Consider the following 26,453-nt stretch of genomic DNA (forward strand, 5'->3'; position numbering starts at 1 on the left):
ACCATGAAACCTGTCAGCGACATCAATACCCCCGACATGTCCGCATTCTGGATGCCGTTCACCGCCAACCAGCAGTTCAAGGCGGCGCCGCGCATCCTGAAGTCGGCAGAGGGGATGTATTATCACTCAGAGGATGGCCGCAAGATACTGGATGGCACTGCCGGACTCTGGTGTTGCAACGCAGGCCATGGTCGGCGCGAGATCGCCGAGGCGGTCTCCCAGCAGATCTCCCACCTCGATTTTGCCCCCACCTTCCAGATGGGCCACCCCCTGCCGTTCGAGCTGGCCAACCAGCTGGTGGAGATCGCCCCCAAGGGATTCGGTCACGTCTTCTATACCAACTCCGGATCGGAGTCCGTGGACACCGCGCTCAAGATTGCGCTGGCCTGGCAGCGGGCTCGCGGCCAGGGGACCCGTACCCGGCTCATCGGCCGCGAGCGCGGCTACCACGGGGTGGGTTTTGGCGGCATCTCGGTGGGGGGCATTCCCGGCAACCGCAAGTGGTTCGGCTCCCTGCTGACCGGGGTGGATCATCTGCCCCACACCCTCAATATAGGGAAAAATGCGTTCACCAAGGGATTGCCAGCAGAAGACCTCACCCTGGCCGATGAACTGGAGAAGATTGTCTTCCTGCACGACGCCAGCAACATCGCGGCGGTCATCGTCGAGCCCATCGCCGGCAGCACCGGGGTCATCATGCCCCCCAAGGGCTATCTCAAGCGGCTGCGGGAGATCTGTACCAAACACGGCATCCTGCTGATTTTTGACGAGGTGATCACCGGTTTCGGCCGCCTCGGCTCCCCCTTCGCCGCCCAGGAGTTCGACGTCATCCCCGACATGATCACCTGCGCCAAGGGGCTCACCAACGGCGCCATCCCCATGGGGGCCGTGCTGGTGCAAAACCATATCTATGACGACATGATGGCGGCGGGCAAGGGGGCCATCGAGCTGTTCCACGGCTACACCTACTCCGGCCACCCGGTGGCCGCGGCGGCGGGTCTGGCCACCCTCGAGATCTACCGGAGCGAAAATCTGCTGACCCGGGCAGCCGAGCTGGCGGGCTACTGGGAGGAGGGGGCCCATTCCCTCAAGGGCTGCAAGCACGTGAAGGACGTGCGCAACTACGGCCTGGTGGCGGGCATCGAGCTCGAATCCATGCCCGATGCGCCGGGCAAGCGGGCCTACGAGGTGTTCGTGCGCTGTTTCGAGAAGGGGGCGCTGATCCGGGTGACCGGCGACATCATCGCCCTGTCGCCTCCCCTCATCATCGAGCGCAGCCAGATAGACGATCTCTTCACCCTGCTGCAGGACGCCCTGCAGGCCCAGGACTGACCCCCACATCACACAGGATGGCGCTCGTCCCGGGCGTCATCCCCCTGTGCTGCCCCGGCGCGGCGAGGGGAGGACGGATGACCCATCACGGAGGATTTATGAGTTACAGGATCGACAACTTCATCGACGGCGAGACGACCGAGAGTCGCAGCGAGCGTTTCGGTGCCATCTTCAATCCGGCCACCGGCCAGCAGCAGGGCTCCGTCGTTCTCAGCACGGCCGACGAGTGTGCCGAGGCGATTGCCTGCGCCGAGCGCGCCTTTGGGGAGTGGTCCCAGACCCCGCCGCTGGTGCGGGCCCGGGTGCTGTTTCGCTTCAAGGAGCTGATGGAGCAGCACAGGGACGAGCTGGCCCAGCTCATCAGCCGCGAGCACGGCAAGGTCTTCTCCGACGCCCAGGGGGAGCTGACCCGGGGGCTGGAGGTGGTGGAGTTTGCCTGCGGCATTCCCCATCTGCTCAAGGGGGAGCACTCCCTCAACGTGGGCCGCGGGGTGGACAGTCACTCCATGATGCAGCCGGTGGGGGTCTGCGCCGGCATCACCCCGTTCAACTTCCCTGCCATGGTGCCGCTCTGGATGTTCCCGGTGGCCCTGGCCTGCGGCAACACCTTTATCCTCAAGCCCTCGGAGAAGGATCCGTCCCTCTCTCTGCGCATGGCCGAACTGCTCAAGCAGGCGGGCCTGCCGGACGGGGTGCTCAACGTGGTCAACGGCGACAAGGAGGTGGTGGATGTGCTGCTGACCGACCCGAGGGTCGGTGCCGTGTCGTTTGTCGGCTCCACCCCGATCGCCCAGTACATCTATGCCACCGCCTCGGCCCACGGCAAGCGTGTGCAGGCCCTGGGCGGCGCCAAGAACCACATGGTGGTCATGCCGGATGCCAATCTGGATCAGGCGGTTTCCGCCCTGATGGGGGCCGCCTATGGTGCGGCGGGCGAGCGTTGCATGGCGATCTCGGTGGCCGTGGTGGTGGGTGACGAGACCGCCGATGCCCTGGTGGCGAAGCTCTCGCCCCTGGTGGCGGCCCTGCGGGTCGGCCCCGGCCTCGGTCAGAGTCCGGAGAACGAGATGGGGCCCCTCATCAGCCGGGAACACCTGGCCAAGGTGCGCGGCTACGTGGATCAGGGGGTGGCCGAGGGGGCCGAGCTGGTGGTGGATGGCCGGGGCCTGAGCCATGGCGAGGGCTACTTCATCGGGGGCAGCCTGTTCGATCGGGTCGGCCCCGAGATGCGCATCTACCGGGAGGAGATCTTCGGCCCCGTGCTCGCCATCGTGCGGGCCCCGGACTACGAGACGGCCCTGCGCCTCATCAACGAACACGAGTACGGCAACGGCACCGCCATTTTCACCGGTGACGGAGATACCGCAAGGGACTTCACCACGCGGGTTCAGGTCGGTATGGTAGGGGTGAACGTTCCCATTCCGGTGCCCATGGCGTTTCACAGCTTCGGTGGCTGGAAACGGTCCATCTTCGGGCCGCTCAACATGCACGGGCCGGATGGGGTGCGCTTCTACACCCGGATGAAGACGGTGACCGCCCGCTGGCCCCAGAGCCTGCGCGCCGGCGCCGAGTTCTCCATGCCGACCATGAAGTGAGCCACCGGCTCGCTGCCATGGCTTTAATCTCTTGCCCCCGCAGGCCGCCGGTCTGCGGGGGCGCTTCTGTCAAGGAGTAACAGATGCGACTGGGTATTCTCGATTGTGACCGGCTGGACCCCGATTTGGTGGGGGATTTTGGTCCCGTTTACTCCGAGATGTTTATCAAGGGTTTCCGGGCGTTGGCCCCCGAGCTGGAATTTCGGGTCTGGTCCGCCCTCGACGGCGATCTGCCCCCGGATCTGACCGAATGCGATGCCTGGCTCATTACCGGCTCGCGTCACGATGCCTACAGCGACATCCCCTGGATCCTGGCGCTGCGCGACTGGATCCGCCGGGCCCACGATGCCAACGTCAAGCTGGCCGGGGTCTGCTTCGGCCACCAGGTGATCGCCCAGGCGCTGGGAGGGGAGGTAATGAAGTCCACCAAGGGGTGGGGGCTGGGGGTGTCGGTCCATGCCATGCAGACGACAAAACCCTGGATGGCGCCGGGTCTGGACACCATCCGCATCCTGGCAAGCCACCAGGATCAGGTGGAGCAGCTTCCGCCGGGGGCGACCCTGCTTGCGGGCAACGACTTCTGCCCCAACTTCATGTTCCTGCAGGGGGATCACATCGTCGCCATCCAGGGGCACCCGGAATTCTCGGTGGCGTACAACCGGGCCCTGATCGAGCGGCGACGGGACAGGCTGCCCGATGCACATTACCAGAGCAGTCTCTCTTCCCTGGAAGGGGAGGTGGATTCCGCCACCATGATGCAGTGGCTGCTGCAGTTCCTCGGCATCCTGCCGATCGGGGCCGACGCGCGCTGAACCCCGTTTGTCATATCCACCGCGCTGATGCTAGATTTTGTAGCAAAATGAAGGATCAAGCGGCGATATGCCCAGTCCGGATGATACACTGGCCGCCATTTTTGGCGGCCTAGTCCATCGACGAGCGCCGCGTCAGTCTGTGAGGGGGCAACCTTGAAACTACAGCAGTTGAAGTATCTGATCGCGGTGCGGGACCACAATCTCAACGTCTCCGTTGCCTCCGATGCGCTCTATACCAGCCAGCCTGGGGTGAGCAAGCAGATCGGCTTGCTGGAGAGCGAGCTGGGGGTGCGCATCTTCGAGCGCCGCGGCAAGCACCTGCACCGGATCACCCCGGTGGGGGAGGAGATCATCAAGTGTGCCGAGGCCATGCTCAATATCGAGAGCAAGATCAAGGCCATCTCCCGGGAGTACCTGGATCCGACCGTGGGCACCCTCAACATCCACACCACCCACACCATCGCCCGCTACCTGCTGCCGAAAAGCGTCACCTACTTCACCAAAAAGTACCCCAAGATCTCGTTCCACCTGCATCCTGTGATGTCCGCCACCAAGGAACAGATCAGCAAGGGATACTCGGATTTTTCCATCGTGGCCCACGAGATAGGCTTCGACAAGGAGCTGATCGCGCTGCCCGCCTACCTCTGGACCCTTTCCCTGGTGGTGCCCCAGGAGCACCCCCTGGCCAAGGTGAAGAAGCCGACCCTGGAGCAGCTCTGCCAGTATCCCATCCTGAGCTACGAGAGCGGCGCCACCGGGCGTCAGGTGCAGGACAGGGTGTTCCAGGCGGCCGGCCTCACTCCCAACTACTACATGACGGTGATGGATGCCGGCGTCATCAAGCGCTACGTGGAGCTGGGCTTTGGCATCGGCATCATCTCCTCCCTGGTGGCCAACGATAGCGATGCCCCCGGCCTCGTGGCCATCAATCTGGAGCACCTGTTCGAGCCCTGCCCGGCCCAGATCTGCTTCAGCAAGAGCATCCTCTTGCAGAACTACATGTATGACTTCATCAGCTCCTTCTCCCCCCATCTCACCAAGGAGATGATCCAGAACGTGATGCAGCAGCCGACCCAGGCACGTATCGACGAGCTGTTGTCAGGGGTGGAGCTGCCCGTCTACTGATCCCGCTTCCGTTTCTGTGCCGGCACCCCGGGGTGTCGGCCTCCTCCCGCCGAGGTTTCCATGTCCCGCATCCTGCTGCTCGCCAATCTCAACTGTGATCATGTGCTCTCCCTGGCCGAACCTCTGGTGGCGGGGGCGCGGCTGCAATATGTGGATCAGGGGCGCAGGCTCGGCGGCGGCGCCGCCAATACCGGCATCGGATTGGTGTGGGCGGGGCACGAGGTGATCATCGCCTCCCGGGTCGGGCTGGACGACACCGGTGACTGGCTGCTGGAGCAGGCGGCCTCATACGGCCTGGATTGCAGCCATGTGGAACGCTTTGGCGGCGAGACCGGCGAGCTGCTGGTGCTGGTGGACGCCACCGGTGAGCGCACCATTCTCAGGCGCCCACGTCGTCCGGATCTGCCGGGGGATCTGCCGACCGAAGGGGTGGACTGCCTCTATGTGAACTATCCGGGCACCGCCATCGTGGGCTACATGCGCCAGATGCTCGCCAAGAGTTTCGTGGTGGCCCAGTATCCCAAGGGGGGGCAGGCCCGCCGCCCCTGCCACGTGCTGGTGGCCTCCCGCTCCGATCTCGGCGAGGTGAGCGACCCCTGGCAGCATGCCCGCCAGCTCGCGGGGGAGCAGCTTGAATGGCTGGTGCTGACCGAGGGCAAGGCGGGCGCCGTGGCCATTCACGGGGAGGAGCAGGTCAGGGTGGCGGCGCGACCGGTCTCCGTGGTGGATACCACGGGGGCGGGGGATGCCTTCGCGGGCGGTCTCATCCACGGTCTTGCGCGGGGCATGGCCATGGCCGATGCGCTGCAGTGCGCCGTGGACTGGGGCGCCTTCGCGGTGGCCTCCGAGAGCTCCATCCCCTCCCAGGCGCTGCGCAACTGGCTGAAGCAGCCCCACTGAACTCGCCGGACAACGGCTCCGGCGATGGCAGAGGAGGTGGGGGTTTGTCGACGGAAACCGCCAAAACCCCTCGCTGAGGCGGCAAGTTTGCGATCAATCAAAGAAAGTGTCGATTTATGTACATCTTCGTCGACACCCGCCCGGGCTGCTCTTACCCTTGTGACTTCACGACTCGGTCGAAGAAGCCCATCCCGTGCGCACGCATGTGCAGACCCCCTCTTTGGCCACCGGCTGTCGTCCTGATTTCTGGCTTGTAGTAAGAGGCAAGTGCGACCATGCAACTGACACGATTTACCGATTACGCCCTGCGTACCCTGACCTTCCTGGCCATCCAGCCCGGTGATCGCCTGTCGACCATCACGGAAGTGGCCGACACCTTCGCCATCTCCCGCAATCACGTGGTCAAGATAGTGCATCAGCTCGGCATCAAGGGTTACATCGAGACGGTGCGTGGCAAGCATGGGGGCATCCGCCTCGGCCGTGCCGCCGTCTCCATCAACCTGCGCGATGTGGTGATGGACATGGAGCACGTGCTCTGCCCGGTGGACTGCAAGCGCGAAAACTGCCGTCTCTCCGGGGGCTGCCGCATCCAGGGCATTCTGCGCCGCGCCATGCACGCCTTCCTGGAGGTGCTGGGGGAGTACACTTTGGCGGATGCGGTGCGGGATCCCACTCGTCTATGCCACCTTCTCGGCATAGAGCAGGATAATATTCTGACCATGGCATGATGCCACGGTGAATGACAGAGGGGCCTGCGGGCCCCTCTGTCATTGCCAGCGGTCAGAGCTGGGGCACAAGGGTGATGGCTCCGTGCAGACAGGCGAGGCCGCAAGCGCCGCAGCCATCGCAGGCGGCCATGTTGACGGTCACTCCCTCGCTGCCGACCTTGATCGCCTGCTGGGGGCAGGCATCTTCGCACAGCAGGCAGTAGTAGCCCTGACGGGCCTGGCAGCTCGCCTCTATCCTGACCCGGGTCTGCACCTGACGGCCGAGGCAGAGATCCAGTGCGCCCGTGGGGCAGGCTCTGGCGCAGCTGCCGCAATAGCTGCACTGGCCACAGGCGAGATCCAGCACTGGGGTACCGGCGATGGGGCTGCCGTCATATTCGGGGCGATCGGCGGGCTTGATGAGGCCGTTGGGACACGCCTTGAAGCAGTCGCCACAACGGGTGCAGAGGGTGAGGAACTGGGACTCGTCGATGGCCCAGGGCGGGCGTGCCTCATGGCAGACCACCTCGGGTCTGCGGGGGCTCCCCCATGCGTGTGCCAGCCAGCGACAGAAAAAATGCGTCATGCCCACTCCCATACCTATTAGGGGTTAATTTTATCCAGTTTTGGGCCGGCAAGCCAGAGAATAGCGGCGGGCAGGATCGCAAGCCGGGTTGCCCTTGTGTAAGCTAGGCGGGTCTTTTTGCGGGATTGAATGAACTCATGTGGCTATTTCTGTGGCGTGCTTCTCTGCTCTATGTCTTCCCCCTGCTGATGTGGGCCTACTGCCATCTCAAGGGTATCGAGTTCAGTGAACTGGATACCGGGGTCAACAGCCACAAGTGGGTGGTGCTGGCGGCCTACCTGCTCTATGTGCTGATCTGGTTGTTGCTCAACCGCTATCTCGAACTCTTCCTGCGCCAGCGGGGGCGCCGATGACCCCGCTGCTGACCTGGTGGCCTGCCATGCTGGCTGGCGGGCTGGCGCTGCTGTTCGGCTGGTGGTGGGGGCGGCGCAGCGGCCGTGAAGAGGCGCTGCTGCTGGAGGAGCGTTATCAGGGGTTGCAGGATCGCTGGGACGCGCTGCAGGACGAGAAGATGCTGGCTCAGCAGAAGCTGGATCAGCAGCAGACCCTGCTGCTCAAGCTCACCGCCCGCCTCAAGGAGGCCGAGGCGACCCTGCGCAGCGAACGCATCGCCAGCGCCGAGAAGCTGCAGTTGCAGCAAGAGGCTGAGCAGCGCCTCGGCCAACAGTTCGAGAACCTCGCCAATCGTATCTTTGAACAAAATGCTGGAAACTTCCGCGAACTGAATCAGAACAGCATGGATCTCCTGCTGACTCCACTCAAGGAGCAGTTGGAGGGCTTTCGCCGCCAGGTGGGAGAGACCCACGCCCAGGAGACGGTCCAGCGCCACAACCTCAAGTTCGAGCTGGAGCGCCTTGCCGAGCTCAACGCCCGCATGACCGAAGAGGCGGCGGCGCTGACCCGGGCCCTCAAGGGCGACAGCAAGCAGCAGGGCAACTGGGGGGAGGTGGTGCTGGCGCGGATCCTCTCCGAGTGCGGCCTGCGCGAGGGGCATGAGTACCACACCCAGGTCAACATCGAGGTGGACAAGGGCAAGCGCTACCAGCCCGACGTCATCGTCCACCTGCCCCAGGAGAAGGACATCATCATCGACGCCAAGGTGTCGCTGACCGCCTATGAGCGCTGGTACAACGCCGCTGACGATCTGGAGAAGGCGGTGGCGCTCAAGGAGCACGTCGCCTCGGTGCGCAACCATATCCGCGAGCTGGGCCGCAAGGATTACCAGCAGTTGCCCGGGGTGCGCACCCTGGACTATGTGCTGATGTTCGTGGCGGTGGAGCCTGCCTTCCTCGCTGCCCTGGAAGCGGACCCTTCCCTGGTGCGCTACGGGCTGGAACACAACATCCTGCTGGTGAGCCCTACCAACCTGATGGTGGCGCTGCGCACCATAGAGAACCTGTGGCGCTACGAGCGGCAGAACCAGAACTCGCGCCAGATAGCGGAGCGGGCCGGTCGCCTCTACGAGAAGTTGCGGCTGTTCGTGGAGGAGATGCAGCAGATGGGGGGCAGCTTGCACAAGGCGCAGGAGAGCTACGACAAGGCGATGGGCCGGCTGGTCAACGGTCGTGGCAACCTGATCGCCCAGGCCGAGCGCTTTCGCGAGCTGGGGGTCGAGGTGACCAAGCCCTTGCCGGACGCGCTGGTGGACAGGGCGCTGGAGCGGGAGGAGTCGGCGGACTGAGGGGAGTCGTCATTCGCCGGGACAACGAAAAGGGCAGCCATTGGCTGCCCTTTTCGTTTCATGCAACAGCCTGGACGGCTGCTTATTGCTTCCAGAAGGAGGGGAAGAAGAGCACCGCCACCGTCAGGATCTCGAGGCGTCCCAGCAGCATGCCGAACGACAGTATCCACTTGGCCGCATCCGGCAGGCTGGCGAAGTTGGTGCTGGGACCGATGACAGGCCCCATGCCCGGGCCCACGTTGGCCACGGCGGTGATGGAGCCCGAGATGGCGGTCAGGGGGTCCAGCCCGATGGCGGCGAGCAGGGCGGCGATCAGCAGGATGATGGCGAAGTAGACCAGCACGAAGGAGATCAGGGAGCGGATGATGGCGTCGTTGACCGGACGGCCGTTGTACTTCTGGGGAAACACGGCGGAGGGGTGCATCAGCTGGCGCATCTGTTTCTTGAACAGGGCGAAGGCCACCTGGACCCGAAAGATCTTGAGCCCGCCCGAGGTGGAGCCGGAGCAGGCGCCGAGTGCCAGCAGGATGATGAAGATAATGGTGGTGAGCGGGCCCCAGGTGCCGAAGTCGCCGAGTCCGAAACCCGTGGTGGTGAGCACGGAGACGATATTGAAGCTGCTGATGCGCAAGGCATCCATGAAGCCGTAGATGTCTCTCACCCAGAGGTAGAAGGTGACGACCAGGGTCACCCAGACGATCAGCCAGAAGAAGCCCTGCACCTGGGCATCCTTGAACAGGCTGTTGTCACGGCGGGAGAGAGCCTGCACATAGAGCAGGAAGGGCAGGCCACCGAGGAACATGAAGAGGGTGCCTATCCAGTGCGCCGCGTGGGAGAAGTGGGACATGGATTGATCGGAGGTGGAGTAGCCGCCGGTGCTGAGGGTCGTCATGGCGTGGTTGACCGCTTCGAACAGGTTCATGCCACTCACCCAGTAGGCGAGGAAGCAGAGCATGGAGAGCACCAGATAGACCAGCACTATGTTGTTGGCCACCGTTTTGGCGCGGGGGGCGCTCTTGTCGGACCAATCCGAGCTCTCGGTCTGGAACAGCTTCATGCCACCGACGTTGAGGTAGGGCAGCACCGCCACCGCCATCACGATGAAGCCGACCCCGCCCAGCCACTGCAGGATGGATCGCCACAGCAGGATGCTGTGGGCCATGCCGTCGAGCCCCGACAGCACGGTGGATCCCGTGGTGGTGACCCCCGACATGGTCTCGAAGTAGGCGTCGGCAAAGTCGATATGGGTGATGAAGACGAAGGGCAGGGCCCCGAAGACACAGGCGACCACCCAGACGGAGGTGGTGAGCAGGAACATCTCCCGCACGCCGAGGTGAAACTCTGCCTTGCGACCGTAATGGAGGCAGAGCAGGGCGGCACCATGGGTGATCAAGACCGACTTGAGAAATTCGACGAAACCTTCCGAACCGGTCAGCAGGGCCAGCAGGGTGGGCAGCCACATGAAGAGCGCCAGCTTGGAGAGCACCAGCCCGAGCGTGAAGACGATGGGATGCAGCTTGATCATGCAAGAAAACCTGGTCGTTGATTGAAAAAAGACCCGGACCTTTCCTGAGAAAAGGGGCCGGGTCCGGATACCGTTGCCAGAGACATGGCCGGCTTACAGGAAGAAGGGACTGGGCTGGAACAGACGCTCCACTTCCGGGATGTACTTCTTGTCCACCAGGAACATCACCACGTGGTCATCCTGCTGTATCTGGGTGCGATCGTGGGCGATCAGCACCTCATCACCGCGCACCACTGCGCCTATGGTGGTGCCCGGGGGCAGCTTGAGCTCGCCCACTGTCTTGCCCACCACCTTGGAGGTGTTCTCGTCCCCGTGGGCGATCGCCTCGATGGCTTCGGCCGCCCCGCGGCGCAGGCTGTAGACGTTGGCGATGTCGGCACGGCGCACATGGGTCAGCAGGGCCGAGATGGTGGCCTGCTGGGGGGAGATGGCGATGTCGATGGAGCCGCCCTGTACCAGGTCCACGTAGGCGCCGCGCTGGATCAGCACCATGGTCTTCTTGGCCCCCATCTTCTTGGCGAGCAGGGCCGACATGATGTTGGCCTCATCCTCGTTGGTCACCGCGATGAAGACGTCGATCTGGTCGATGTGCTCCTCCGCCAGCAGCTCCTGATCCGCCGCATCGCCGCAGAAGACGATGGTGTGTTCCAGGTGTTCTGAGAGCTGCTCCGCCCGCTTCTGGTTGCGCTCGATGAGCTTGACGCTGTAGCGCTTCTCAAGCTGGCGGGCAAGGCCGGCGCCGATGTTGCCGCCGCCGACGATCATGATGCGCCGGTAGGGGCTCTCGAGGCGTTGCAGCTCCGACATCACGGCGCGGATATGGCCCGCCGCGGCCACGAAGAACACCTCGTCATCGGCTTCGATGATGGTGGTGCCCTGGGGGCGGATGGAGCGCCCCTGGCGGAAGATGGCGGCGACCCGGGTTTCGATGTTGGGCATGTGTTCCCGCAGGGTGGAGAGCGCATTGCCCACCAGGGGGCCGCCGTAATAGGCCTTGACCGCCACCAGGCCCACCTTGCCGTCGGCAAAATCCACCACCTGCAACGCCCCCGGATACTCGATCAGGCGACGCACGTAGTCGGTCACCAGCTGCTCGGGGGCGATCAGGTGATCCACGGGGACGGATTCGGGCAGGAACAGGCGATCCCGCTCCACCAGATAGGCGGGGGACCGAATGCGCGCCACCTTGTTCGGGGTGTTGAACAGGGAGTAGGCGACCTGGCAGGCGACCATGTTGGTCTCGTCGCTGTTGGTGACGGCGACCAGCATGTCGGCATCCTGGGCGCCGGCTTCGCGCAGCACCCTGGGATGGGCGCCATGGCCGTTCACCACCCGCAGGTCGAATTTGTCCTGCAGTTCGCGCAGGCGCTCGCTGTCGGTGTCGACGATGGTGATGTCGTTGTTCTCGCCGGCGAGATTCTCGGCCAGGGTGCCACCCACCTGACCTGCGCCCAGAATGATGATTTTCATAAGGCCATCTTACTCAAGGTTGTTGCTTCGTAATGAGGCGGCCCGTCACCGGGCCTGCCATCCGCCGGTTCGGCCTACAGCTTGATGAGCTTGGCATAGTAGAAGCCGTCCATCTCCGCCTCGCCGGGCAGGAACTGGCGACCCGGACAGGCCGGGGTGTCTTCTGCATGCAACGGCACCAGGCGGGCATCCGGGGTATCGGCCAGGAAGGCGCGGATCTGCTCCCGGTTCTCTTCCGGCAACACGGAGCAGGTGGCATAGAGCAGGGTGCCGCCGTGCTTCAGCTTGCCCCAGAGGGCATCGAGAATGCGGCGTTGCAGCTCGGCCAGCTCGCGGATGTCCTGATCCCGGCGCAACCACTTGATGTCGGGGTGACGACGGATGACGCCGGTGGCGGAGCAGGGGGCATCCAGCAGGATGCGGTCGAACTGCCCCTGTGGCCACCACAGATCCGGCGTGCTGGCATCACCGTGGATCACTTGGGCCTGAAGGCCGATGCGATCCAGGTTCTCCTGCACCCGCTTGAGGCGGTTGTCGTCGGCGTCGACGGCAACCACGCCGGCAAGGGCCGGCTGGCGTTCCAGCAAATGGGCGGTTTTGCCGCCGGGGGCGGCGCAGGCGTCCAGCACCCACTCGCCCGGCTGGGGATCGAGCAGGGCGGCGGCCTGCTGGGCGGCACCGTCCTGCACCGAGCAGTCACCCTGCTCGAAGCCGGGCAGCTTGGTCACGTCGCAGGGGCGCTCCAGCAGGATGCAATCTTCCCCTTCCACACCGGCCATGGCCGGGATGCCCGCCTCGCTCATGCGGGCCAGCATGGCCTCGCGGCTCTGGCGCTGGCTGTTGTTGCGGATCCACATGGGCGGGCGCTGGTTGTTGGCCTCCATGATGAACTCCCAATCCTCGGGATAGGCCTGACGCAGGCGCTTGGTGAGCCATTCGGGGTGGCCGAGGCGGACGCTGGGGACGCGGTCGATGCGCAGCAGGATCACTTCGGCGCTGCGCTGGAAGTTGCGCAGTACGCCGTTGATGAGGCCGCGCAGTGAAGAGCCCTTGAGCAGCTTGACGGCGTTGACGGTCTCGGCCACGGCGGCGTGAGCCGGAATGCGGGTATAGATGAGCTGGTAGAGGCCGACCAGGATGAGGTAGTGGAAGATGCGGCTCTTGTTCTTGAGCGGCTTGTCCATCATCTCGCTGACCGCCGCATCGAGGCGGGGCAGCCAGCGCAGGGTGCCGTAGCAGAGTTCTTGCAGGAGGGCGCGATCGCGAGGGGCGACCTTCTCCTGGGCAGCAGGCAGAACGGCGGAGAGAGATTGACCCTGATCCAGCACCTGTTGAATGACGAGAGCAGCCTGTGCGCGTGTTTTCATAGCGTTACCTTAGATGCACAAGTCGGGGCCAGGGCCCCGCTTGTGTCAATTCAATCCAGATCAAATCAGTTGCGTGCCGGGTTCAAACCAGTCGCGGCGAGAGTTGAGCAGATCCGAAACGGACATGGCCTTCTTGCCGGGAGGTTGCAGGGTCAGCAGGCGCAGCACGCCCTGACCGGTGGCAACCTCGATCCCCTGCTTGTCGGCCTTGAGCAGGGTGCCGGCTGCCTGGCCGTGATCCTGTGCGACGACCTCGGCCTGCCACACCTTGACGGTCTGTCCGGCGACGTCGAACCAGCTGATGGGCCAGGGGTTGAAGGCACGGATGCAGCGCTCGATGGCAACGGCGTCCATCGACCAGTCGATGCGGGCCTCTTCCTTGGAGAGCTTCTCGGCGTAGTTGGCCAGCGCATCGTCCTGGGGCTCGGCAGCGGTGTCGCCGGCAGCCATGGCGTCCAGGGTATCGACCAGTGCCTGCGGGCCCAGACCAGCCAGCTTGTCATAGAGGCTGGCAGAGGTCTCATCACTGGCGATGGGGCAGGTTACCTTGCGGAGCATGGCGCCGGTATCCAGTCCCACATCCATCTGCATGATGGTGACGCCGGTTTCGGCATCCCCCGCCCAGATGGAGCGTTGAATCGGGGCGGCACCACGCCAGCGTGGCAGCAGGGAGCCGTGCACGTTGATGCAGCCCAGACGCGGCGTATCGAGCACCGCTTTGGGGAGGATGAGGCCATAAGCCACGACGACCATCAGGTCGGCACCCAGAGCGGCCAGTTCGGCCTGCGCCGCTTCATTGCGCAGGGAGGCAGGTTGATAGACCGGCAGATCGTGGGCCAGCGCCAGTTCCTTGACCGGGCTGGCAGTGAGCTTCTGGCCGCGACCGGCGGGCTTGTCCGGCTGGGTATAAACGGCGACGACCTCGTGGCCGGAAGACAACAACGCCGCCAGATGACGGGCGGCGAAGTCGGGGGTACCGGCAAAAATCAGTTTCAGCTTGTTCAATGGAGCGGATCCTCAGAGGACTTTGCGATCTTCACGGGCCATCTTTTCCAGCTTCTGACGAATGCGCTGGCGCTTGAGCGGGGACAAGTAATCCACAAACAGCTTGCCGACCAGATGATCCATCTCATGTTGTATGCAGATGGCGAGCAGATCGTCCGCTTCCAGCTCGAAGGTGTTGCCGTGGCGATCTTGCGCCCTGACCTTGACCCACTCGGCGCGCGGAACCAGAGCACGGTTGCCGGGCACGGAGAGGCAGCCCTCTTCGATGCCGGTGCTGCCGGACTGTTCCAGGATCTCCGGGTTGATCAACACCAGCTGTTCTTCGCGGTTCTCGGAGACATCGATGACGATGATGCGCTGATGAATGTCGACCTGGGTCGCGGCCAGGCCGATGCCTTCCTCCGCGTACATGGTTTCGAACATATCATCTACAATGTGTTGTAACTCGGGTGTAAAGGCTTCGACAGGGGCCGCGACTGTGCGCAGACGCTCATCGGGGAAACGCAATACATCTAGAATGGCCATAATTTTTTCTTTAGTTTCATATAAACGCAGTCAATATTGACGTAATTCTAGTCATTTACGCCGACAAAAAACAGCAACACTTTGCGTGCAGAAGTAACAGGGAGTGTTATGTATCTGAAGCAAATCGTCGTCGCCTGCCTGGCGACAGCCCTGGCCGGTGGCGCCATGGCACAGCAGTTGACGCTCAAATCCGGTTACCCCGAGACTTATGTGGTGCAAAAAGGGGACACCCTCTGGGACATCTCGGGCCAGTATCTGGCCGAACCCTGGCTCTGGCCACGCCTCTGGAACATCAATCCGCAGATCGCCAATCCCCACTGGATCTATCCCGGTGACGTGCTGCACCTGAGCTGGGTCAATGGTGAGCCTCGGCTCGGCAAAGCCAGTCAGGGGGGCAAGCAGGTCATCCGTCTCTCGCCCAAGAACCGCTATGAAAACAAGGCCAATCCCATACCGACCCTGCCTCTGAGCGAGATAGCGCCCTTCCTGCAGACCGACCACATTCTGGCCAATAGCCAGCAGAGCAAGGACCTGCCCTATGTGCTCGGCAACAATGACAAGCATGTCGGGATGCTGGAGGGCGACATTCTCTATGTGAAAGGAGCCTTGAACCCGGGTCAGAGTTATGGCCTCTATCGCCCGGGGGTGGCATACAAGGACAAGCATACTGGCGAGTCGCTCGGTCAGGAGGCGATTTTTGTCGGCACGGTGCGGGCAGAGGAGTATCTTGCCCACGACACCACCAAAGTGACGCTGACCCATAACCGGCGTGAGGTGTATCAGGGTGACAAGGTGATGCCGCTGCCGTCGCAGGAGAGCATCTCTGCCGTGTTCATGCCAAAGGCGGCACCCTCCATTTCCCCCGGCTATGTGATCGAGCTGCCGAGCAAGGTACATGGTGGGGGCAAATTTGATGTGGTACTCATCAACAAGGGGGAGCGTGATCAGGTGGCCCCGGGCGATGTGCTCGAGATCCTGCGCCCGGGAGCCGAGATGGTGGACAAGAATGGCAAGGTGTCATACCGGGAATATTCATCCGTCTATGACAAGGCGTTCTATTCTGCCGGCAAGTCATCGCTGCCTGCCGAGGCCGTTGCCAGAGTCATGCTGTTCAAGGTCTACGACAAATTGAGTTACGGTCTTATCCTGCAGAGCCAGGATCTGGTCGGCTCTGGTTATCAGGTCAGTAATTTCTGACGTGTCCTTGCCACTGGAGCGGTTGTCGCTATGGCTGACGCTGGATGCCGTTACAGGCATAGGCCCGGTCACCGCCGCTCGCCTGCTGGCTCATGTGGGTGGTGACATCACAACTCTGTTTGACTCAGACGATGGCGCCCTGCGAGTTCTTGGTCTGCAGAGTGCCCAGATTCAGCAGATGAGATGGCCTCTTCCTGTCGTGGAGCAGGGATTGAGCTGGGCCGCCGAGTCCGGCAATCACCTCCTCTGTCCCGATGACCCCGCATATCCTGCCCTGCTCAAAGAGATTCCCGGCGCCCCGCTCTTGCTCTACTGCCGCGGGAACGTCTCATCCCTCTCCCTGCCACAGTTGGCGATGGTGGGTACCCGCCATCCCACCTATGCCGGCAAAGACAATGCGACACGCTTGTGTGCCGAGTTGGTGGGCTGTGGTCTGGCGATCACCTCCGGCCTCGCGTTGGGCATCGATGGCGTCTGCCATCAGCAGGCGCTGGCATCGGGCGGAATCACCCTGGCGGTGCTGGGATCCGGTCTGGATTGTCTCTACCCCAAGCGTCATCAGGGGTTGGCGATGCAGATCCTCGAGCAGGAAGGTCTGCTTGTCTCCGAGTTGGCGCCCCAGCAAGGCCCCCTGGCTGAACACTTCCCTCGCCGCAACCGTATCATCAGTGGTCTGTCGCTGGGGACACTGGTGGTGGAAGCGGCAGAACAGAGTGGTTCGCTCATCACGGCCCGTTATGCGCTGGAGCAGGGCCGCGAGGTCTTTGCCGTTCCCGGCGCCCCGCAAAATGCACAGGCAGCAGGGTGCAACCGTCTGCTTCAACAGGGTGCCAAGCTGGTCTTGAATGCCGCCGATATCCTGGAAGAGTTTCCAAGGCTGGTCTTGCCCCCTGGACCCGCCAACGGTTCTTCCGAGGCGCAGCATAATAGCGAATTGCCTTATGCCGATTTGTTGGATAACGTAGATTATGAGACCACGAGCGTGGATACCGTTGCCGAACGGGCCCGGCTTCCTGTCGATGTCGTACTGGGCAGGTTGGTAGAGCTGGAGCTGGTTGGTGCAGTGATGGCGGTAGCCGGTGGATACGTCAGAGCGAGGAGGGCGAATCATGTTTGATGTATTGATGTACCTTTTCGAGACCTACATCCACAGCGATGCAGATGTGATGGTCGAGCAGGATGAACTCACCGACGAACTGAGCCGGGCCGGTTTCGACAAGGACGAGATCGAGAAAGCGCTCAACTGGCTGGAGCGACTGGCCAACCTGCACGACAGCGAGCGGGAAGTCTATGTCACCGCAAGCCAGCAGGGCTCTATGCGGATCTATGCGCCGCAGGAGCTGGTTCGCCTCAGTACTGAATGTCGCGGTTTCCTGCTGTTCCTGGAGCAGGCGCAAGTGCTGAATGCCGAAACCCGTGAAATCTGCATTGAACGGTTGCTCGAGCTGGACAAGCCGGACATCGAGCTGGACGATCTGAAGTGGGTCGTCATGATGGTGCTGTTCAATGTGCCAGGCAGCGAAAACGCCTACCAGCAGATGGAAGAGCTGGTGTTTGACGAGTCGGACGGCGTCATCCACTGACAGCCCGGTGCCGCGCTGGTAGAATTCAGGCCATCTGGATTTCAAGGCGCGGCCCATGTCAAAGATCGATCACCACCTCTTCTCTGCCCACGAACATGCCTTCGAGCGCGAGCCGTGTCCGCAGTGTGGTGCTGAACTGGTGATCCGCCAGGGCAAGCACGGTCCCTTCCTTGGTTGTTCAGCCTATCCCGCTTGCGATTACATTCGCTCCCTCACCCCCTCTGGCCGCGACATAGAGAAAGTGCTCGAGGGGTCGTCCTGTCCGGATTGTGGCCATCCACTGGCCATCAAGAAGGGTCGTTACGGTCTGTTTGTGGGATGTACCCAGTACCCGGCCTGTCAGCATATCGAATCCCTTCAGGAGAGTGACGATACCCAAATCCTCTGCCCGGAGTGTGGCAAAGGTCATCTGGTGAGCCGCACATCCCGTTATGGCAAACAGTTCTACTCGTGTGACGCCTATCCTCACTGCAAGTATGTGGTGAATGACAAGCCGGTTCCCATACCCTGTCCCGAGTGTGGCTGGGGCATCATGGTCGAGAAGAAGGTGCGGGGAAACCTGCGCTGGGTCTGCCCGCAAAAGAAATGCTCCCACCAGATTGAGCGGGTATAATCTCGCCGCCCGTGATCAGGCAGGCGGATTGCTGGTCAGCGTGAGGTTGTGAGCCGATGCGCATCGCCCAAGTCGCCCTGCTCCTGATCGCCATCTCAAGCTCCCTGCGGTTGTTCGGTTCACTGATGCACGCAAGCGTCTGAGCCGAAATGCATGACTGAAGAGGAGCAGGGATATAGCCCATATCGCAGCAGTGATGGCCCCGATGCCGTCATGTCGGTTCAACATACAATCCAGTGATGAGAGGCGGCAGCGTGGCTGTCGCATGTGCTTATGCCAAATGAATTTGAACAAGCGGTTGCCGCCCTTCAAGGAGAAGGGGTTATCGCCTATGCCACCGAAGCCGTGTTTGGTCTGGGGTGTGATCCTGATTCCGAAGCCGCCGTGCAGCGGCTGCTGGCCATCAAGCAGCGGCCGGTGGAGAAGGGATTGATCCTGATCGCGGCAGATCTGGCGCAATTGCAGGACTACATCGACCTGAGCCAGCTCAGCGATGAGCAGCTTGCTCGCGTGCAGGCGAGCTGGCCTGGTCCCTTCACCTGGATCATGCCCGCTCGCGCGACGACGCCGTCCTGGTTGACCGGTCAGTTCGAGACCCTGGCGGTGCGGGTCACAGGCCATCCCCAGGTGCAAGGGCTTTGCCGGGCATTTGGCAAACCGCTGGTGTCCACCAGTGCCAATCTCACCGGTGAGGAGCCCGCTCGCCGGGTGGCTGATATTGGCGATCTGCTGGCAAGCCAGCTGGCTTACATTCTGCCCGGCGAAGTCGGGGGGCAAGCCAACCCGTCCGAAATCAAGGACGCCCGCACCGGGGCCATCATTCGCCCATCCTGAGTTGGGCACGGCCCTGTTTCATGCAGGTTGTGCGATGAGGTCATGACAATACGAGAAGTGCAGGCAGTGCATGCATGATGCCTGTCTGACAGGAGATAAAATGAGCAAACCGGATGTGGCCCAGGTAAAAGCCTTCCTGCTGCAATTGCAGGATGATATCTGCCGTGGCCTGGAGCAGGCCGATGGATGCGGGCGCTTTGTGGAAGATGCCTGGAGTCGCGAAGGTGGTGGTGGCGGTAGAACACGGGTGCTGCGTCAGGGGGCGGTGATCGAGCAAGGTGGGGTCAACTTCTCCCATGTCTATGGCGATGCCATGCCGGCATCCGCGACCGCACATCGTCCCGAACTGGCTGGCCGCAGGTTTGAGGCCATGGGGGTATCGCTGGTGATCCACCCGCATAATCCCTATGTACCGACCAGCCATGCGAATGTGCGGTTCTTCATCGCCGAGAAAGAGGGGGAGGAGCCGATCTGGTGGTTTGGTGGCGGCTTCGACCTGACGCCTTTCTATCCGTTCGAAGAGGACGTGAGGCATTGGCACCAGGTCTCCCATGAGCTCTGTCAGCCGTTCGGCACCGACATTTATCCCGAGTTCAAATCCTGGTGCGATCGTTACTTCTTCCTCAAGCATCGGGGCGAGACGCGCGGGGTGGGTGGTCTTTTCTTCGATGACCTGAACCGCTGGCCCTTTGCCGACTGCTTTGCCTTCATGCGTGCAGTGGGTGAGGGTTACCTGGCGGCCTACTTGCCGATTGTCGAGCGACGCAAGGAGCTTGCTTATGGGGAGCGGGAACGGGCATTCCAGCTTTATCGCCGTGGCCGCTACGTGGAGTTCAATCTGGTCTACGACCGCGGGACCCTGTTCGGACTGCAGACGGGGGGGCGCACCGAATCCATCCTGATGTCGATGCCGCCGCTGGCGCGCTGGGAGTACGACTGGCAGCCGGAGGCTGGCAGCCCGGAGGCATTGCTCTACAGCGACTACCTCAAACCGCGCGAGTGGTTGTGACCAGAGGGGCCATGATGGCCCCTTCTTATTGGCCGATATTCGGCTTGTCCCTTCATGAGAAAACCCGTTAAATCGGGATATTGCTCTCAAAAGGAACGCCTTGATGGATCGTTATCTGGTTTTTGGCCACCCCGTGCGCCACAGCAAATCACCCTTCATTCATACCCTGTTTGCCAGGCAGACCCAGCAAGCGCTGGAGTATGGTCTGGCAGAACCTGCTGTCGATGAGTTTGCCAGCGCTCTGAACCACTTCTTCGCCGAAGGAGGGAAGGGGTGCAACGTGACCGTACCTTTCAAGGAGCAAGCCTTCGGGCTGGTGGAGCGGCTGAGCCCCAGGGCCAAGCGGGCGGGAGCGGTCAACACCATCAAACTGACTGATGATGGTGTGCTGCTGGGTGACAATACCGACGGCGCCGGGCTGGTCGCCGATCTCAAGGCTCACGGAGTGAACCTTGCCGGTAGCAGGATCCTGCTTCTGGGGGCCGGTGGCGCAGCTCGTGGCGCCCTGGCCCCCCTGCTGGCGGAAGCGCCGGGCAAGATCGTCGTGGTCAACCGTACCCATGCCAAGGCGGAACAGCTGGCTGTGGAGTTCAGGGATCTGGGCAGCATCACTGCTCAATCCTATGAACAGCTGGTGGGGCCGTTCGATCTCATCATCAATTCCACCTCAGCCAGTCTGCAAGGTGAGTTGCCACCTTTGGCGACAACCCTTATCCACCCGGACATCGCGATCTACGACATGATGTATGGCGCAACGGACACAGCCTTCATCGGCTGGGCCAAACAACATGGCGCGCGCCATACCATGGATGGATTGGGCATGCTGGTCGAGCAGGCTGCTGAGGCCTTTACCGTATGGCGAGGGATCCGGCCCGGCACCAAGCAGGTATTGAGAGAGTTGCAGCGCAATCTGGGCGTCGTGTGAACCAGCTTGTGCGTTCTATTGGGCTGTCGGCAGGTCTGATGTAGAGATTCTGCATCTCTGGATAGGGGGCATCCATCAGGATGCGGCACGACACGTGTGACGTGAAACGGTTGTTCTGCGGTGGGGGTGTGGCAGAACAGGCACCATTTTATAAAATCATTATCTAACAATAAGTTACTTTTAATTTGCTGTAGCGCGCAGAATTTTTTTGAGTTTTTTCTCAAAGCAGCGGAACTTCTGTAACGGACTGCTGACTAACTGGATAGTTGAGGAAGTGCTAGCTAGTCACCTTTATAACTCCCCGGTATTCGTACTGGGGATTTTTTTATCTGCATGAAAATTATGAATATTTTTTCTTTTTCCTACCATTGAAACTAAATTACATAAATTACTTTCACTTTCTGCTGCTTTGCTGTACAGTTGTCGGCGTAGGGTACAGAGGTAAGATGTTCTATCTTTCAGACCTTTTATTTCACGTAATTGAATGTGGCTGAATAGCAGCCCCGATGAGTCATCGTCGGGGCGTTTTTTTATGAGCAACATTTAGAGTAAATGCTTTAATTGTTGCCGTTCTTTGTTAGAATGAAGGCGTTTCTTGAGGAAAACCAATCGTCTTTGTTCTCGAGAACTCGCTTTTTCCCAAATTTTTGAACTCATTTCTTCAGGCCGGTTTGTAATGACAAGACCGGCCTCATTTTTATCCCTATATTGCCTCATCGTGTAATTAAATTTCAGTTTCGTTTGTTACAGCCTTCAAGTCTGATTTTTTACTCGATATTCATGAAAACGGTATCAGGTTGATGATTAGTTAATTCTTTTCGCGTCTAAACATGTTATCAGTATGATTTAAATATATTTTTTGAGGTTTTTCTTCAGAGGTGGCGAAGGCGGGGAGGGAGGGCTCGGAGATGCGGGGATCATGAAAGCCTTTCAATCAGCGGAGGTCCAACTCCGCCAATTGCAGCCAGGGAGAGGAGTCGTTTACTCCTCGTTCTGATGATCTTCGTCGTCTACCTGGGCGTTGTCTGCTTCGGACAGGTACCAGCCGCTCAGGGTCTGGGCCAGTTTCTCGACGCCGATATTGGTCAGAGAAGAGAATGCTTCAACCTGGATCTGCGGGCCCAGTTCAGCCACCGCCTGACGAACCTTGATCACCTGGTTGTTGCGGGGCCCCGGGCTTAACTTGTCCGCCTTGGTCAGCAACAGCATCACCGGCAGTTCACGGTGTGAACTCCATTCCAGCATGTTCATGTCGGTTTCCTTGAGCGGATGGCGGATGTCCATCAGGATCACCAGCCCTTTCAGGGACTCCCGTCGTTGCAGGTATTCAGCCAGTGACTTTTGCCACTTGAGCTTCATTTCCAGCGGAACCTGGGCATATCCATAGCCGGGCAAGTCGACCAGGCGTTTGCCCGGCTCCAGCTCAAACAGGTTGATCAGCTGAGTACGGCCAGGGGTCTTACTGGTACGTGCCAGGTTCTTGTGTTTGGTCAAGGTATTCAATGCAGACGATTTGCCAGCGTTGGAACGACCGGCAAACGCAATCTCGACACCCCCATCATTTGGCAGGTGGCGGATGTCGGGTGCGCTGGTCACAAAATGCACCTTATTGAAATTCAGAGTTTGTGTATCCAACGTAAATTCCCCATAGAGATAGAGGGTTATAGAGTTACTTTTTTGTGAAATAGTGTAAAATGGCGTCGCTTGAACGCGTTTATTTTAACATGCCTTCAGCGGCATGGGATCTGGAAGCCTAATAACGAGAAAGTTGGAACGCCATGAAGAACCTAGTCATTACACTTGCTCTGATGGTTGGCGTAACTGGGATGGCACAAGCCAAGGGCGATGCCGCTGCGGGACAAACCAAGGCTGCCGTCTGTGCGGCCTGTCATGGACCGGACGGCAACAGCCCAGTCGACATGTATCCCAAGATTGCTGGTCAGCACGCATCATATATCAAAAAACAATTAGTTGAACTGAAGGCTGCAGCTTCTGGCCAAACTGGTCGGGTTGCGTCCGTCATGGGACCCATGGCGTTGCCGTTGTCCGAGCAGGATATGGACGATCTTGCCGCCTATTTCTCCAGCCAGAAGGTGACGCCGGTTGCCGTGCCCGATGATGTGGTTGCCGCAGGCAAGGCGCTTTATATGGGGGGAGACATGGAGCGAGGCCTGGCCGCCTGTACCGCCTGTCATGGCCCACGGGGTTCCGGCGTCGAGCAAGCGAAGTATCCCAGCCTGTCAGGGCAGCATCCCGCCTATATCAAGGCCCAGCTCACCGCTTTTCGTTCGGCGACACGCGACAACGATCCCAATGGCATGATGCGGGATGTGGCCAAGAAGCTGACGGATCAGGACATCGAGGCGCTCTCCAAGTATGTGGCGGGGCTTCACTGATATAGACTGTTAGTTATCTTGTTGAAAAGAACAGGGAACCATTGTGTTCCCTGTTCTTTTTTGAGGTTGTAGCGATCGCCCGTAAACAGCCTGCATTGCTGTAAGAGATCTTCTATATACGGGGCTGGTCGTGTCTGAAAGATTGCTCACGTATATTTTTTTATGTTTTGTTTTTCAATGAATTAAGAAATAAATCATCAGTTTGTACCAGTTCGAAATGTGCTTTGGTTGATTGAGTCATCCAGCGAAGAAGTTACAGTAGGCAATCAGGATTGGCCGGAGAGAGGGTGCAAGACTCGTCTTCGGTTTGACAGGATGTCGGCTCGGAGCATGCGATGAGCAATAGATGCAAAAAGCCAGGATGGTGACCGCCAGGGATGAGCGGGGCTGCGGGAGGCAACCACCCCGATGGGAGGCAGGATGTCGCCGGTTTGGGTTAGACAAACAAACACACGCACACTCAGGACTGGTCAATAAGGATCAGGATGATCCAACGAAATGATGCGCCGTGGTTCGCCCAGGGATAAGGCGATTGGCTACCAGGGAATGGCACTCGCATGATGGAAAAAGGCAGCTTCGGCTGCCTTTTTTCTATTGGGTCATTAACCCGCCAAGACATTCTGTGTCAAAATACCAGCAACATGCCCAGAGGATGCCGATCCTGCGGTGTTCAGCGACTCAAAGTGGTCGAATTGGTGCGGGATCCCACTCTTGTTCCATATTTACTGTTCCCCGCTTCAGCATCCTCCCCGGACGACACGCTCCGGGGGTTTCCATTCAGTTATTTGTCGGAGTCATTCATGTCGGCCAAACAACCCAACCGCAAGCCTACCGGCAAGCGCAAAGAATCAGATGCCAGTGCCCAGGAAGGTCGTGAGCGCAAGCGCGCCGCCAAGCGCAAGGGCCTGAAGGCGGGCTCCCGCCAACAGGTCGAGCAGGCGGGCAAAAAGAGCGGCTCCAAGCAGGCCAAGGATCCACGCATCGGCTCTCGCAAGCCCATCGCGCTGATTGCCGACGAGAAGGGCAGCAAGCCGGTGGCGACCAAGCCTGCGAAAGAGAAGCGGGTGGTGATGACCCCCGAGCAGGAGTTGGCGTCCATCGAGAATGATGATCGCCTCAATGCCTTGCTGGATCGTCTGGATGCCGGTGAAACCCTGGAGGCCGCAGAGCAGGCATGGGTCGATCAGCGGGTTGACCGTTATCAGGAGCTGATGGACGAGCTCGGTATCATCGACAGCGACGATGACGAAGATGGCGACATGGATTTTGATGATGCCGATTTTGACGAGCCGAGTCAGCCTGCCTCCGAAGAGGAGCTGTGGGAGCGTTTCTCTCAGGCAGACTACCAGCCTGAAGCCAAACCCGAGCCGAAGAAAAAGTGATGAGTGGATGGATGCTGGCCGCCCTGTTGGGTGGCCTGATTTTGCTGGGGCTGGCCGTCTATGCCGGCACCCTGATGGCGCGTCTCAAACGCCAGCAAGAGATGCAGCAGCACGCCATTGCGGCCCGCAACGAGCGGATCCTGGAGAGTGTCAGGGTGATCGCCCACGCGGTACGAGATGGTCAGTGCGACTACTCAGAAGGTGCCATCCGGCTGACCAATCTGCTGGATGCCTTGCAAATAAAGGGGGGCCGCGCCTTTGCCACCGAGTTCCCGGGGCTCTACGGCCTCTATGAGAAGGTGAAGGAGATGCCGACCCATGAGGCGAGGCGGGCACTCAAGCGCAATGAAGTGATGAAGATGGATCTCGAACGCAGCGGCTACGAGGCCGAGCTGGAGGCGCTGATCCTTGAGGATGTCGCCAGACTGAAGGATTTTCAGTTAAGCCGGTGAGCCCATGACAAAGACAGAGGAAGCAAGCGTGCAAGCAGAACAGATTGTGTGGGATCAGGCTCTGATCGAAAAATACAACTACAGTGGTCCGCGTTACACCTCCTATCCCACTGCGCTGGAGTTCAACGAGGGGTTCGGCTATCCGGACTTCGTCCAGGCAGCGGGCCAGTACCCTGCACGCAATCTGTCGCTCTACGTGCATATCCCCTTCTGTCACAAGCTCTGCTACTACTGCGGCTGCAACAAGGTCATTACCCGGCACCAGCACAAGGCAGATCAATACCTCGACTACCTCGAACAGGAGATCAAGGCCCAGGCCCCCCTGTTCAAGGAGAGACTGGTCACCCAGCTGCACTGGGGTGGCGGCACACCCACCTATCTGAGCGAACCCCAGACTCGTCGCCTGATGGCCATGTTGCGGGAGCACTTCCACTTCGCCGAGGAGGGGGAGATCAGCATCGAGGTGGATCCCCGCGAGATCGAATTGTCCATGCTGGATGTGTTGCGGGAGCTCGGTTTCAACCGCATCAGCCTTGGCGTTCAGGACTTCAACAAGGCGGTCCAGGTCGCGGTCAATCGGGAGCAGGACAACGACTTCATCCGCGCCATGCTGGTTCGTGCCCGCGAGCTGGGGTTCCGCTCCACCAATCTGGATCTCATCTACGGTCTGCCGCACCAGAACCGGGAGAGCTTCCATCACACCCTGGAAGAGGTGCTCAAGACCGACCCGGCCCGCCTCTCCATCTTCAACTATGCCCACCTGCCTAGCCGTTTTGCCGCCCAGCACAAGCTGAAAGAAGCGGACATGCCGGCGCCGCAGGAGAAGCTGGCCATGCTGCAGGACACCATTGCCTTCCTGACCGGCCAGGGTTATCAGTTCATCGGCATGGACCACTTTGCCAAGCCCGATGACGAGCTGGCCGTCGCCCAGCGCGAGGGCAAGCTGCATCGCAACTTCCAGGGCTATACCACCCAGGGGGATTGCGATCTGCTGGGGCTGGGGGTCTCTTCCATCAGCATGATGGGGGATGCCTATTCCCAGAACCAGAAGGATCTCAAAACCTACTACGCCCAGGTCGAGTCACTGGGCCATGCCCAGTGGAAGGGGTGCTCCCTCAATCGGGACGATCTGATCCGCCGTGAGGTGATCAAGCGCCTCATCTGCGACTTTTCCCTGAACTTCGCCGCCGTCGAGCAGGCCCACGGTCTGGTGTTCAAGGAGTATTTTGCCGAGGATCTCAAGCTGTTGCAGACCTTCATCGACGACGGTCTGGTGCGCATGACCGAAGAGGGGCTGGAGGTGGTCTCCACCGGTCAGCTGCTGATCCGCAACATCTGCATGTGCTTCGATGTCTACCTGCGCAACAAGGCGCGCCAGCAGCAGTTCTCCCGGGTGATCTAGGCCGGGCAATGTCGTTGGACAATAAAAAAC

26 protein-coding genes are annotated in these 26,453 nt (G+C 60.7%); 19 read left to right on the forward strand and 7 right to left on the reverse strand.

Annotation, left to right across the window (positions count from 1 at the left end):
• Nucleotides 1-3 precede the first annotated feature (3 nt).
• From AB7E19_RS18395 to AB7E19_RS18420, 6 genes are all read left to right on the forward strand, one after another.
• A complete protein-coding gene (locus AB7E19_RS18395; protein WP_427936181.1) occupies nucleotides 4-1,332 on the forward strand; it encodes an aspartate aminotransferase family protein in 1,329 nt (442 codons plus the stop codon).
• 98 nt (nucleotides 1,333-1,430) lie between these two features.
• Entirely contained in the window at nucleotides 1,431-2,927 is a 1,497-nt protein-coding gene (locus AB7E19_RS18400) for a CoA-acylating methylmalonate-semialdehyde dehydrogenase (RefSeq protein WP_039039524.1), read from the forward strand.
• Between the two features lie 83 nt (nucleotides 2,928-3,010).
• Entirely contained in the window at nucleotides 3,011-3,739 is a 729-nt protein-coding gene (locus tag AB7E19_RS18405; protein ID WP_010672496.1) for a glutamine amidotransferase-related protein, read from the forward strand.
• Between the two features lie 153 nt (nucleotides 3,740-3,892).
• Nucleotides 3,893-4,864, forward strand: a complete 972-nt coding sequence (locus AB7E19_RS18410; protein WP_041212153.1) for a LysR substrate-binding domain-containing protein — start codon at nucleotides 3,893-3,895, stop codon at nucleotides 4,862-4,864.
• Between the two features lie 60 nt (nucleotides 4,865-4,924).
• Nucleotides 4,925-5,764, forward strand: coding sequence for a PfkB family carbohydrate kinase (locus AB7E19_RS18415; RefSeq protein ID WP_041212154.1), 840 nt, complete (start codon nucleotides 4,925-4,927; stop codon nucleotides 5,762-5,764).
• Between the two features lie 275 nt (nucleotides 5,765-6,039).
• Nucleotides 6,040-6,492, forward strand: a complete 453-nt coding sequence (locus AB7E19_RS18420) for an Rrf2 family transcriptional regulator (protein WP_010672499.1) — start codon at nucleotides 6,040-6,042, stop codon at nucleotides 6,490-6,492.
• Between the two features lie 52 nt (nucleotides 6,493-6,544).
• Here AB7E19_RS18420 and AB7E19_RS18425 read toward each other — a convergent pair whose 3' ends face one another.
• The gene (locus tag AB7E19_RS18425) at nucleotides 6,545-7,057 is read right to left on the reverse strand and encodes a ferredoxin-type protein NapF (RefSeq protein ID WP_010672500.1); all 513 of its coding nucleotides are present in this window, start codon (nucleotides 7,055-7,057) and stop codon (nucleotides 6,545-6,547) included.
• 137 nt (nucleotides 7,058-7,194) lie between these two features.
• Here AB7E19_RS18425 and AB7E19_RS18430 point away from each other — a divergent pair, with 137 nt between their 5' ends.
• Nucleotides 7,195-7,410: a hypothetical protein gene (locus AB7E19_RS18430; protein WP_010672501.1), complete on the forward strand. Its 216-nt coding sequence runs from the start codon at nucleotides 7,195-7,197 to the stop codon at nucleotides 7,408-7,410.
• Entirely contained in the window at nucleotides 7,407-8,738 is a 1,332-nt protein-coding gene (gene rmuC / locus AB7E19_RS18435) for a DNA recombination protein RmuC (protein ID WP_322131277.1), read from the forward strand. Before AB7E19_RS18430 ends, rmuC begins: the two co-directional genes overlap by 4 nt.
• Nucleotides 8,739-8,820: 82 nt before the next feature.
• Here rmuC and AB7E19_RS18440 read toward each other — a convergent pair whose 3' ends face one another.
• The 5 genes from AB7E19_RS18440 to def all read right to left on the reverse strand — a co-directional run bounded on the left by AB7E19_RS18440 (nucleotide 8,821) and on the right by def (nucleotide 14,630).
• On the reverse strand, nucleotides 8,821-10,263 hold the full coding sequence (locus AB7E19_RS18440; RefSeq protein ID WP_010672503.1) for a TrkH family potassium uptake protein: 1,443 nt from the start codon (nucleotides 10,261-10,263) through the stop codon (nucleotides 8,821-8,823).
• Between the two features lie 93 nt (nucleotides 10,264-10,356).
• A complete protein-coding gene (gene trkA, locus AB7E19_RS18445) occupies nucleotides 10,357-11,733 on the reverse strand; it encodes a Trk system potassium transporter TrkA (RefSeq protein WP_010672504.1) in 1,377 nt (458 codons plus the stop codon).
• A gap of 74 nt (nucleotides 11,734-11,807) precedes the next feature.
• On the reverse strand, nucleotides 11,808-13,100 hold the full coding sequence (gene rsmB, locus AB7E19_RS18450) for a 16S rRNA (cytosine(967)-C(5))-methyltransferase RsmB (RefSeq protein WP_322131274.1): 1,293 nt from the start codon (nucleotides 13,098-13,100) through the stop codon (nucleotides 11,808-11,810).
• A 60-nt stretch (nucleotides 13,101-13,160) separates the two neighbouring features.
• A complete protein-coding gene (gene fmt, locus AB7E19_RS18455) occupies nucleotides 13,161-14,105 on the reverse strand; it encodes a methionyl-tRNA formyltransferase (protein ID WP_183149171.1) in 945 nt (314 codons plus the stop codon).
• 12 nt (nucleotides 14,106-14,117) lie between these two features.
• Nucleotides 14,118-14,630 carry a peptide deformylase gene (gene def, locus AB7E19_RS18460; RefSeq protein ID WP_010672507.1) on the reverse strand — a complete coding sequence of 171 codons (513 nt, stop codon included), beginning with the start codon at nucleotides 14,628-14,630 and terminating at the stop codon, nucleotides 14,118-14,120.
• A 108-nt stretch (nucleotides 14,631-14,738) separates the two neighbouring features.
• On the opposite strand from def, the gene AB7E19_RS18465 reads away from it, so the two are divergent.
• From AB7E19_RS18465 to aroE, 7 genes are all read left to right on the forward strand, one after another.
• Nucleotides 14,739-15,827, forward strand: a complete 1,089-nt coding sequence (locus tag AB7E19_RS18465; RefSeq protein ID WP_041214093.1) for a LysM peptidoglycan-binding domain-containing protein — start codon at nucleotides 14,739-14,741, stop codon at nucleotides 15,825-15,827.
• Nucleotide 15,828: 1 nt separating this feature from the next.
• Entirely contained in the window at nucleotides 15,829-16,944 is a 1,116-nt protein-coding gene (gene dprA, locus AB7E19_RS18470) for a DNA-processing protein DprA (RefSeq protein ID WP_041212158.1), read from the forward strand.
• The gene (locus AB7E19_RS18475) at nucleotides 16,937-17,410 is read left to right on the forward strand and encodes a DUF494 family protein (protein ID WP_010672510.1); all 474 of its coding nucleotides are present in this window, start codon (nucleotides 16,937-16,939) and stop codon (nucleotides 17,408-17,410) included. The genes dprA and AB7E19_RS18475 overlap by 8 nt, the downstream gene beginning before the upstream one ends.
• Before the next feature lie 55 nt (nucleotides 17,411-17,465).
• On the forward strand, nucleotides 17,466-18,023 hold the full coding sequence (locus AB7E19_RS18480) for a DNA topoisomerase family protein (RefSeq protein ID WP_080769941.1): 558 nt from the start codon (nucleotides 17,466-17,468) through the stop codon (nucleotides 18,021-18,023).
• Between the two features lie 273 nt (nucleotides 18,024-18,296).
• Nucleotides 18,297-18,857: a Sua5/YciO/YrdC/YwlC family protein gene (locus AB7E19_RS18485; RefSeq protein WP_039039520.1), complete on the forward strand. Its 561-nt coding sequence runs from the start codon at nucleotides 18,297-18,299 to the stop codon at nucleotides 18,855-18,857.
• A gap of 100 nt (nucleotides 18,858-18,957) precedes the next feature.
• A complete protein-coding gene (gene hemF, locus AB7E19_RS18490) occupies nucleotides 18,958-19,866 on the forward strand; it encodes an oxygen-dependent coproporphyrinogen oxidase (protein WP_103244068.1) in 909 nt (302 codons plus the stop codon).
• Between the two features lie 103 nt (nucleotides 19,867-19,969).
• A complete protein-coding gene (gene aroE, locus AB7E19_RS18495; protein WP_201970206.1) occupies nucleotides 19,970-20,791 on the forward strand; it encodes a shikimate dehydrogenase in 822 nt (273 codons plus the stop codon).
• Between the two features lie 981 nt (nucleotides 20,792-21,772).
• On the opposite strand, the gene yihA is transcribed toward aroE, so the two are convergent.
• The gene (gene yihA, locus AB7E19_RS18500) at nucleotides 21,773-22,426 is read right to left on the reverse strand and encodes a ribosome biogenesis GTP-binding protein YihA/YsxC (protein WP_128272511.1); all 654 of its coding nucleotides are present in this window, start codon (nucleotides 22,424-22,426) and stop codon (nucleotides 21,773-21,775) included.
• A 143-nt stretch (nucleotides 22,427-22,569) separates the two neighbouring features.
• On the opposite strand from yihA, the gene AB7E19_RS18505 reads away from it, so the two are divergent.
• From AB7E19_RS18505 to hemN, 4 genes are all read left to right on the forward strand, one after another.
• On the forward strand, nucleotides 22,570-23,187 hold the full coding sequence (locus AB7E19_RS18505; RefSeq protein ID WP_266109836.1) for a c-type cytochrome: 618 nt from the start codon (nucleotides 22,570-22,572) through the stop codon (nucleotides 23,185-23,187).
• An 800-nt stretch (nucleotides 23,188-23,987) separates the two neighbouring features.
• Complete coding sequence (gene yihI / locus AB7E19_RS18510; RefSeq protein WP_042882258.1) at nucleotides 23,988-24,569, forward strand: Der GTPase-activating protein YihI; 582 nt, start codon at nucleotides 23,988-23,990, stop codon at nucleotides 24,567-24,569.
• 11 nt (nucleotides 24,570-24,580) lie between these two features.
• On the forward strand, nucleotides 24,581-25,021 hold the full coding sequence (locus tag AB7E19_RS18515) for a DUF2489 domain-containing protein (protein ID WP_322131288.1): 441 nt from the start codon (nucleotides 24,581-24,583) through the stop codon (nucleotides 25,019-25,021).
• 28 nt (nucleotides 25,022-25,049) lie between these two features.
• Complete coding sequence (hemN, locus tag AB7E19_RS18520; protein WP_041212163.1) at nucleotides 25,050-26,423, forward strand: oxygen-independent coproporphyrinogen III oxidase; 1,374 nt, start codon at nucleotides 25,050-25,052, stop codon at nucleotides 26,421-26,423.
• Nucleotides 26,424-26,453: the final 30 nt, after the last annotated feature.

Source organism: Aeromonas sp., from assembly GCF_050252055.1.
Classification (GTDB): domain Bacteria; phylum Pseudomonadota; class Gammaproteobacteria; order Enterobacterales; family Aeromonadaceae; genus Aeromonas; species Aeromonas caviae.

Excerpts from the sequence above, each read along its gene's own strand:
- AB7E19_RS18395 (WP_427936181.1), top strand. The coding sequence starts at position 4 with ATGAAACCTGTCAGCGACATCAATACCCCCGACATGTCCGCATTCTGG.
- AB7E19_RS18400 (WP_039039524.1), top strand. The coding sequence starts at position 1,431 with ATGAGTTACAGGATCGACAACTTCATCGACGGCGAGACGACCGAGAGT.
- AB7E19_RS18405 (WP_010672496.1), top strand. The coding sequence starts at position 3,011 with ATGCGACTGGGTATTCTCGATTGTGACCGGCTGGACCCCGATTTGGTG.
- AB7E19_RS18415 (WP_041212154.1), top strand. The coding sequence starts at position 4,925 with ATGTCCCGCATCCTGCTGCTCGCCAATCTCAACTGTGATCATGTGCTC.
- AB7E19_RS18420 (WP_010672499.1), top strand. The coding sequence starts at position 6,040 with ATGCAACTGACACGATTTACCGATTACGCCCTGCGTACCCTGACCTTC.
- AB7E19_RS18425 (WP_010672500.1), bottom strand. The coding sequence starts at position 7,057 with ATGACGCATTTTTTCTGTCGCTGGCTGGCACACGCATGGGGGAGCCCC.
- AB7E19_RS18430 (WP_010672501.1), top strand. The coding sequence starts at position 7,195 with ATGTGGCTATTTCTGTGGCGTGCTTCTCTGCTCTATGTCTTCCCCCTG.
- rmuC (WP_322131277.1), top strand. The coding sequence starts at position 7,407 with ATGACCCCGCTGCTGACCTGGTGGCCTGCCATGCTGGCTGGCGGGCTG.
- AB7E19_RS18440 (WP_010672503.1), bottom strand. The coding sequence starts at position 10,263 with ATGATCAAGCTGCATCCCATCGTCTTCACGCTCGGGCTGGTGCTCTCC.
- trkA (WP_010672504.1), bottom strand. The coding sequence starts at position 11,733 with ATGAAAATCATCATTCTGGGCGCAGGTCAGGTGGGTGGCACCCTGGCC.
- rsmB (WP_322131274.1), bottom strand. The coding sequence starts at position 13,100 with ATGAAAACACGCGCACAGGCTGCTCTCGTCATTCAACAGGTGCTGGAT.
- def (WP_010672507.1), bottom strand. The coding sequence starts at position 14,630 with ATGGCCATTCTAGATGTATTGCGTTTCCCCGATGAGCGTCTGCGCACA.
- AB7E19_RS18465 (WP_041214093.1), top strand. The coding sequence starts at position 14,739 with ATGTATCTGAAGCAAATCGTCGTCGCCTGCCTGGCGACAGCCCTGGCC.
- AB7E19_RS18475 (WP_010672510.1), top strand. The coding sequence starts at position 16,937 with ATGTTTGATGTATTGATGTACCTTTTCGAGACCTACATCCACAGCGAT.
- AB7E19_RS18480 (WP_080769941.1), top strand. The coding sequence starts at position 17,466 with ATGTCAAAGATCGATCACCACCTCTTCTCTGCCCACGAACATGCCTTC.
- AB7E19_RS18485 (WP_039039520.1), top strand. The coding sequence starts at position 18,297 with ATGCCAAATGAATTTGAACAAGCGGTTGCCGCCCTTCAAGGAGAAGGG.
- hemF (WP_103244068.1), top strand. The coding sequence starts at position 18,958 with ATGAGCAAACCGGATGTGGCCCAGGTAAAAGCCTTCCTGCTGCAATTG.
- aroE (WP_201970206.1), top strand. The coding sequence starts at position 19,970 with ATGGATCGTTATCTGGTTTTTGGCCACCCCGTGCGCCACAGCAAATCA.
- AB7E19_RS18505 (WP_266109836.1), top strand. The coding sequence starts at position 22,570 with ATGAAGAACCTAGTCATTACACTTGCTCTGATGGTTGGCGTAACTGGG.
- yihI (WP_042882258.1), top strand. The coding sequence starts at position 23,988 with ATGTCGGCCAAACAACCCAACCGCAAGCCTACCGGCAAGCGCAAAGAA.
- AB7E19_RS18515 (WP_322131288.1), top strand. The coding sequence starts at position 24,581 with ATGCTGGCCGCCCTGTTGGGTGGCCTGATTTTGCTGGGGCTGGCCGTC.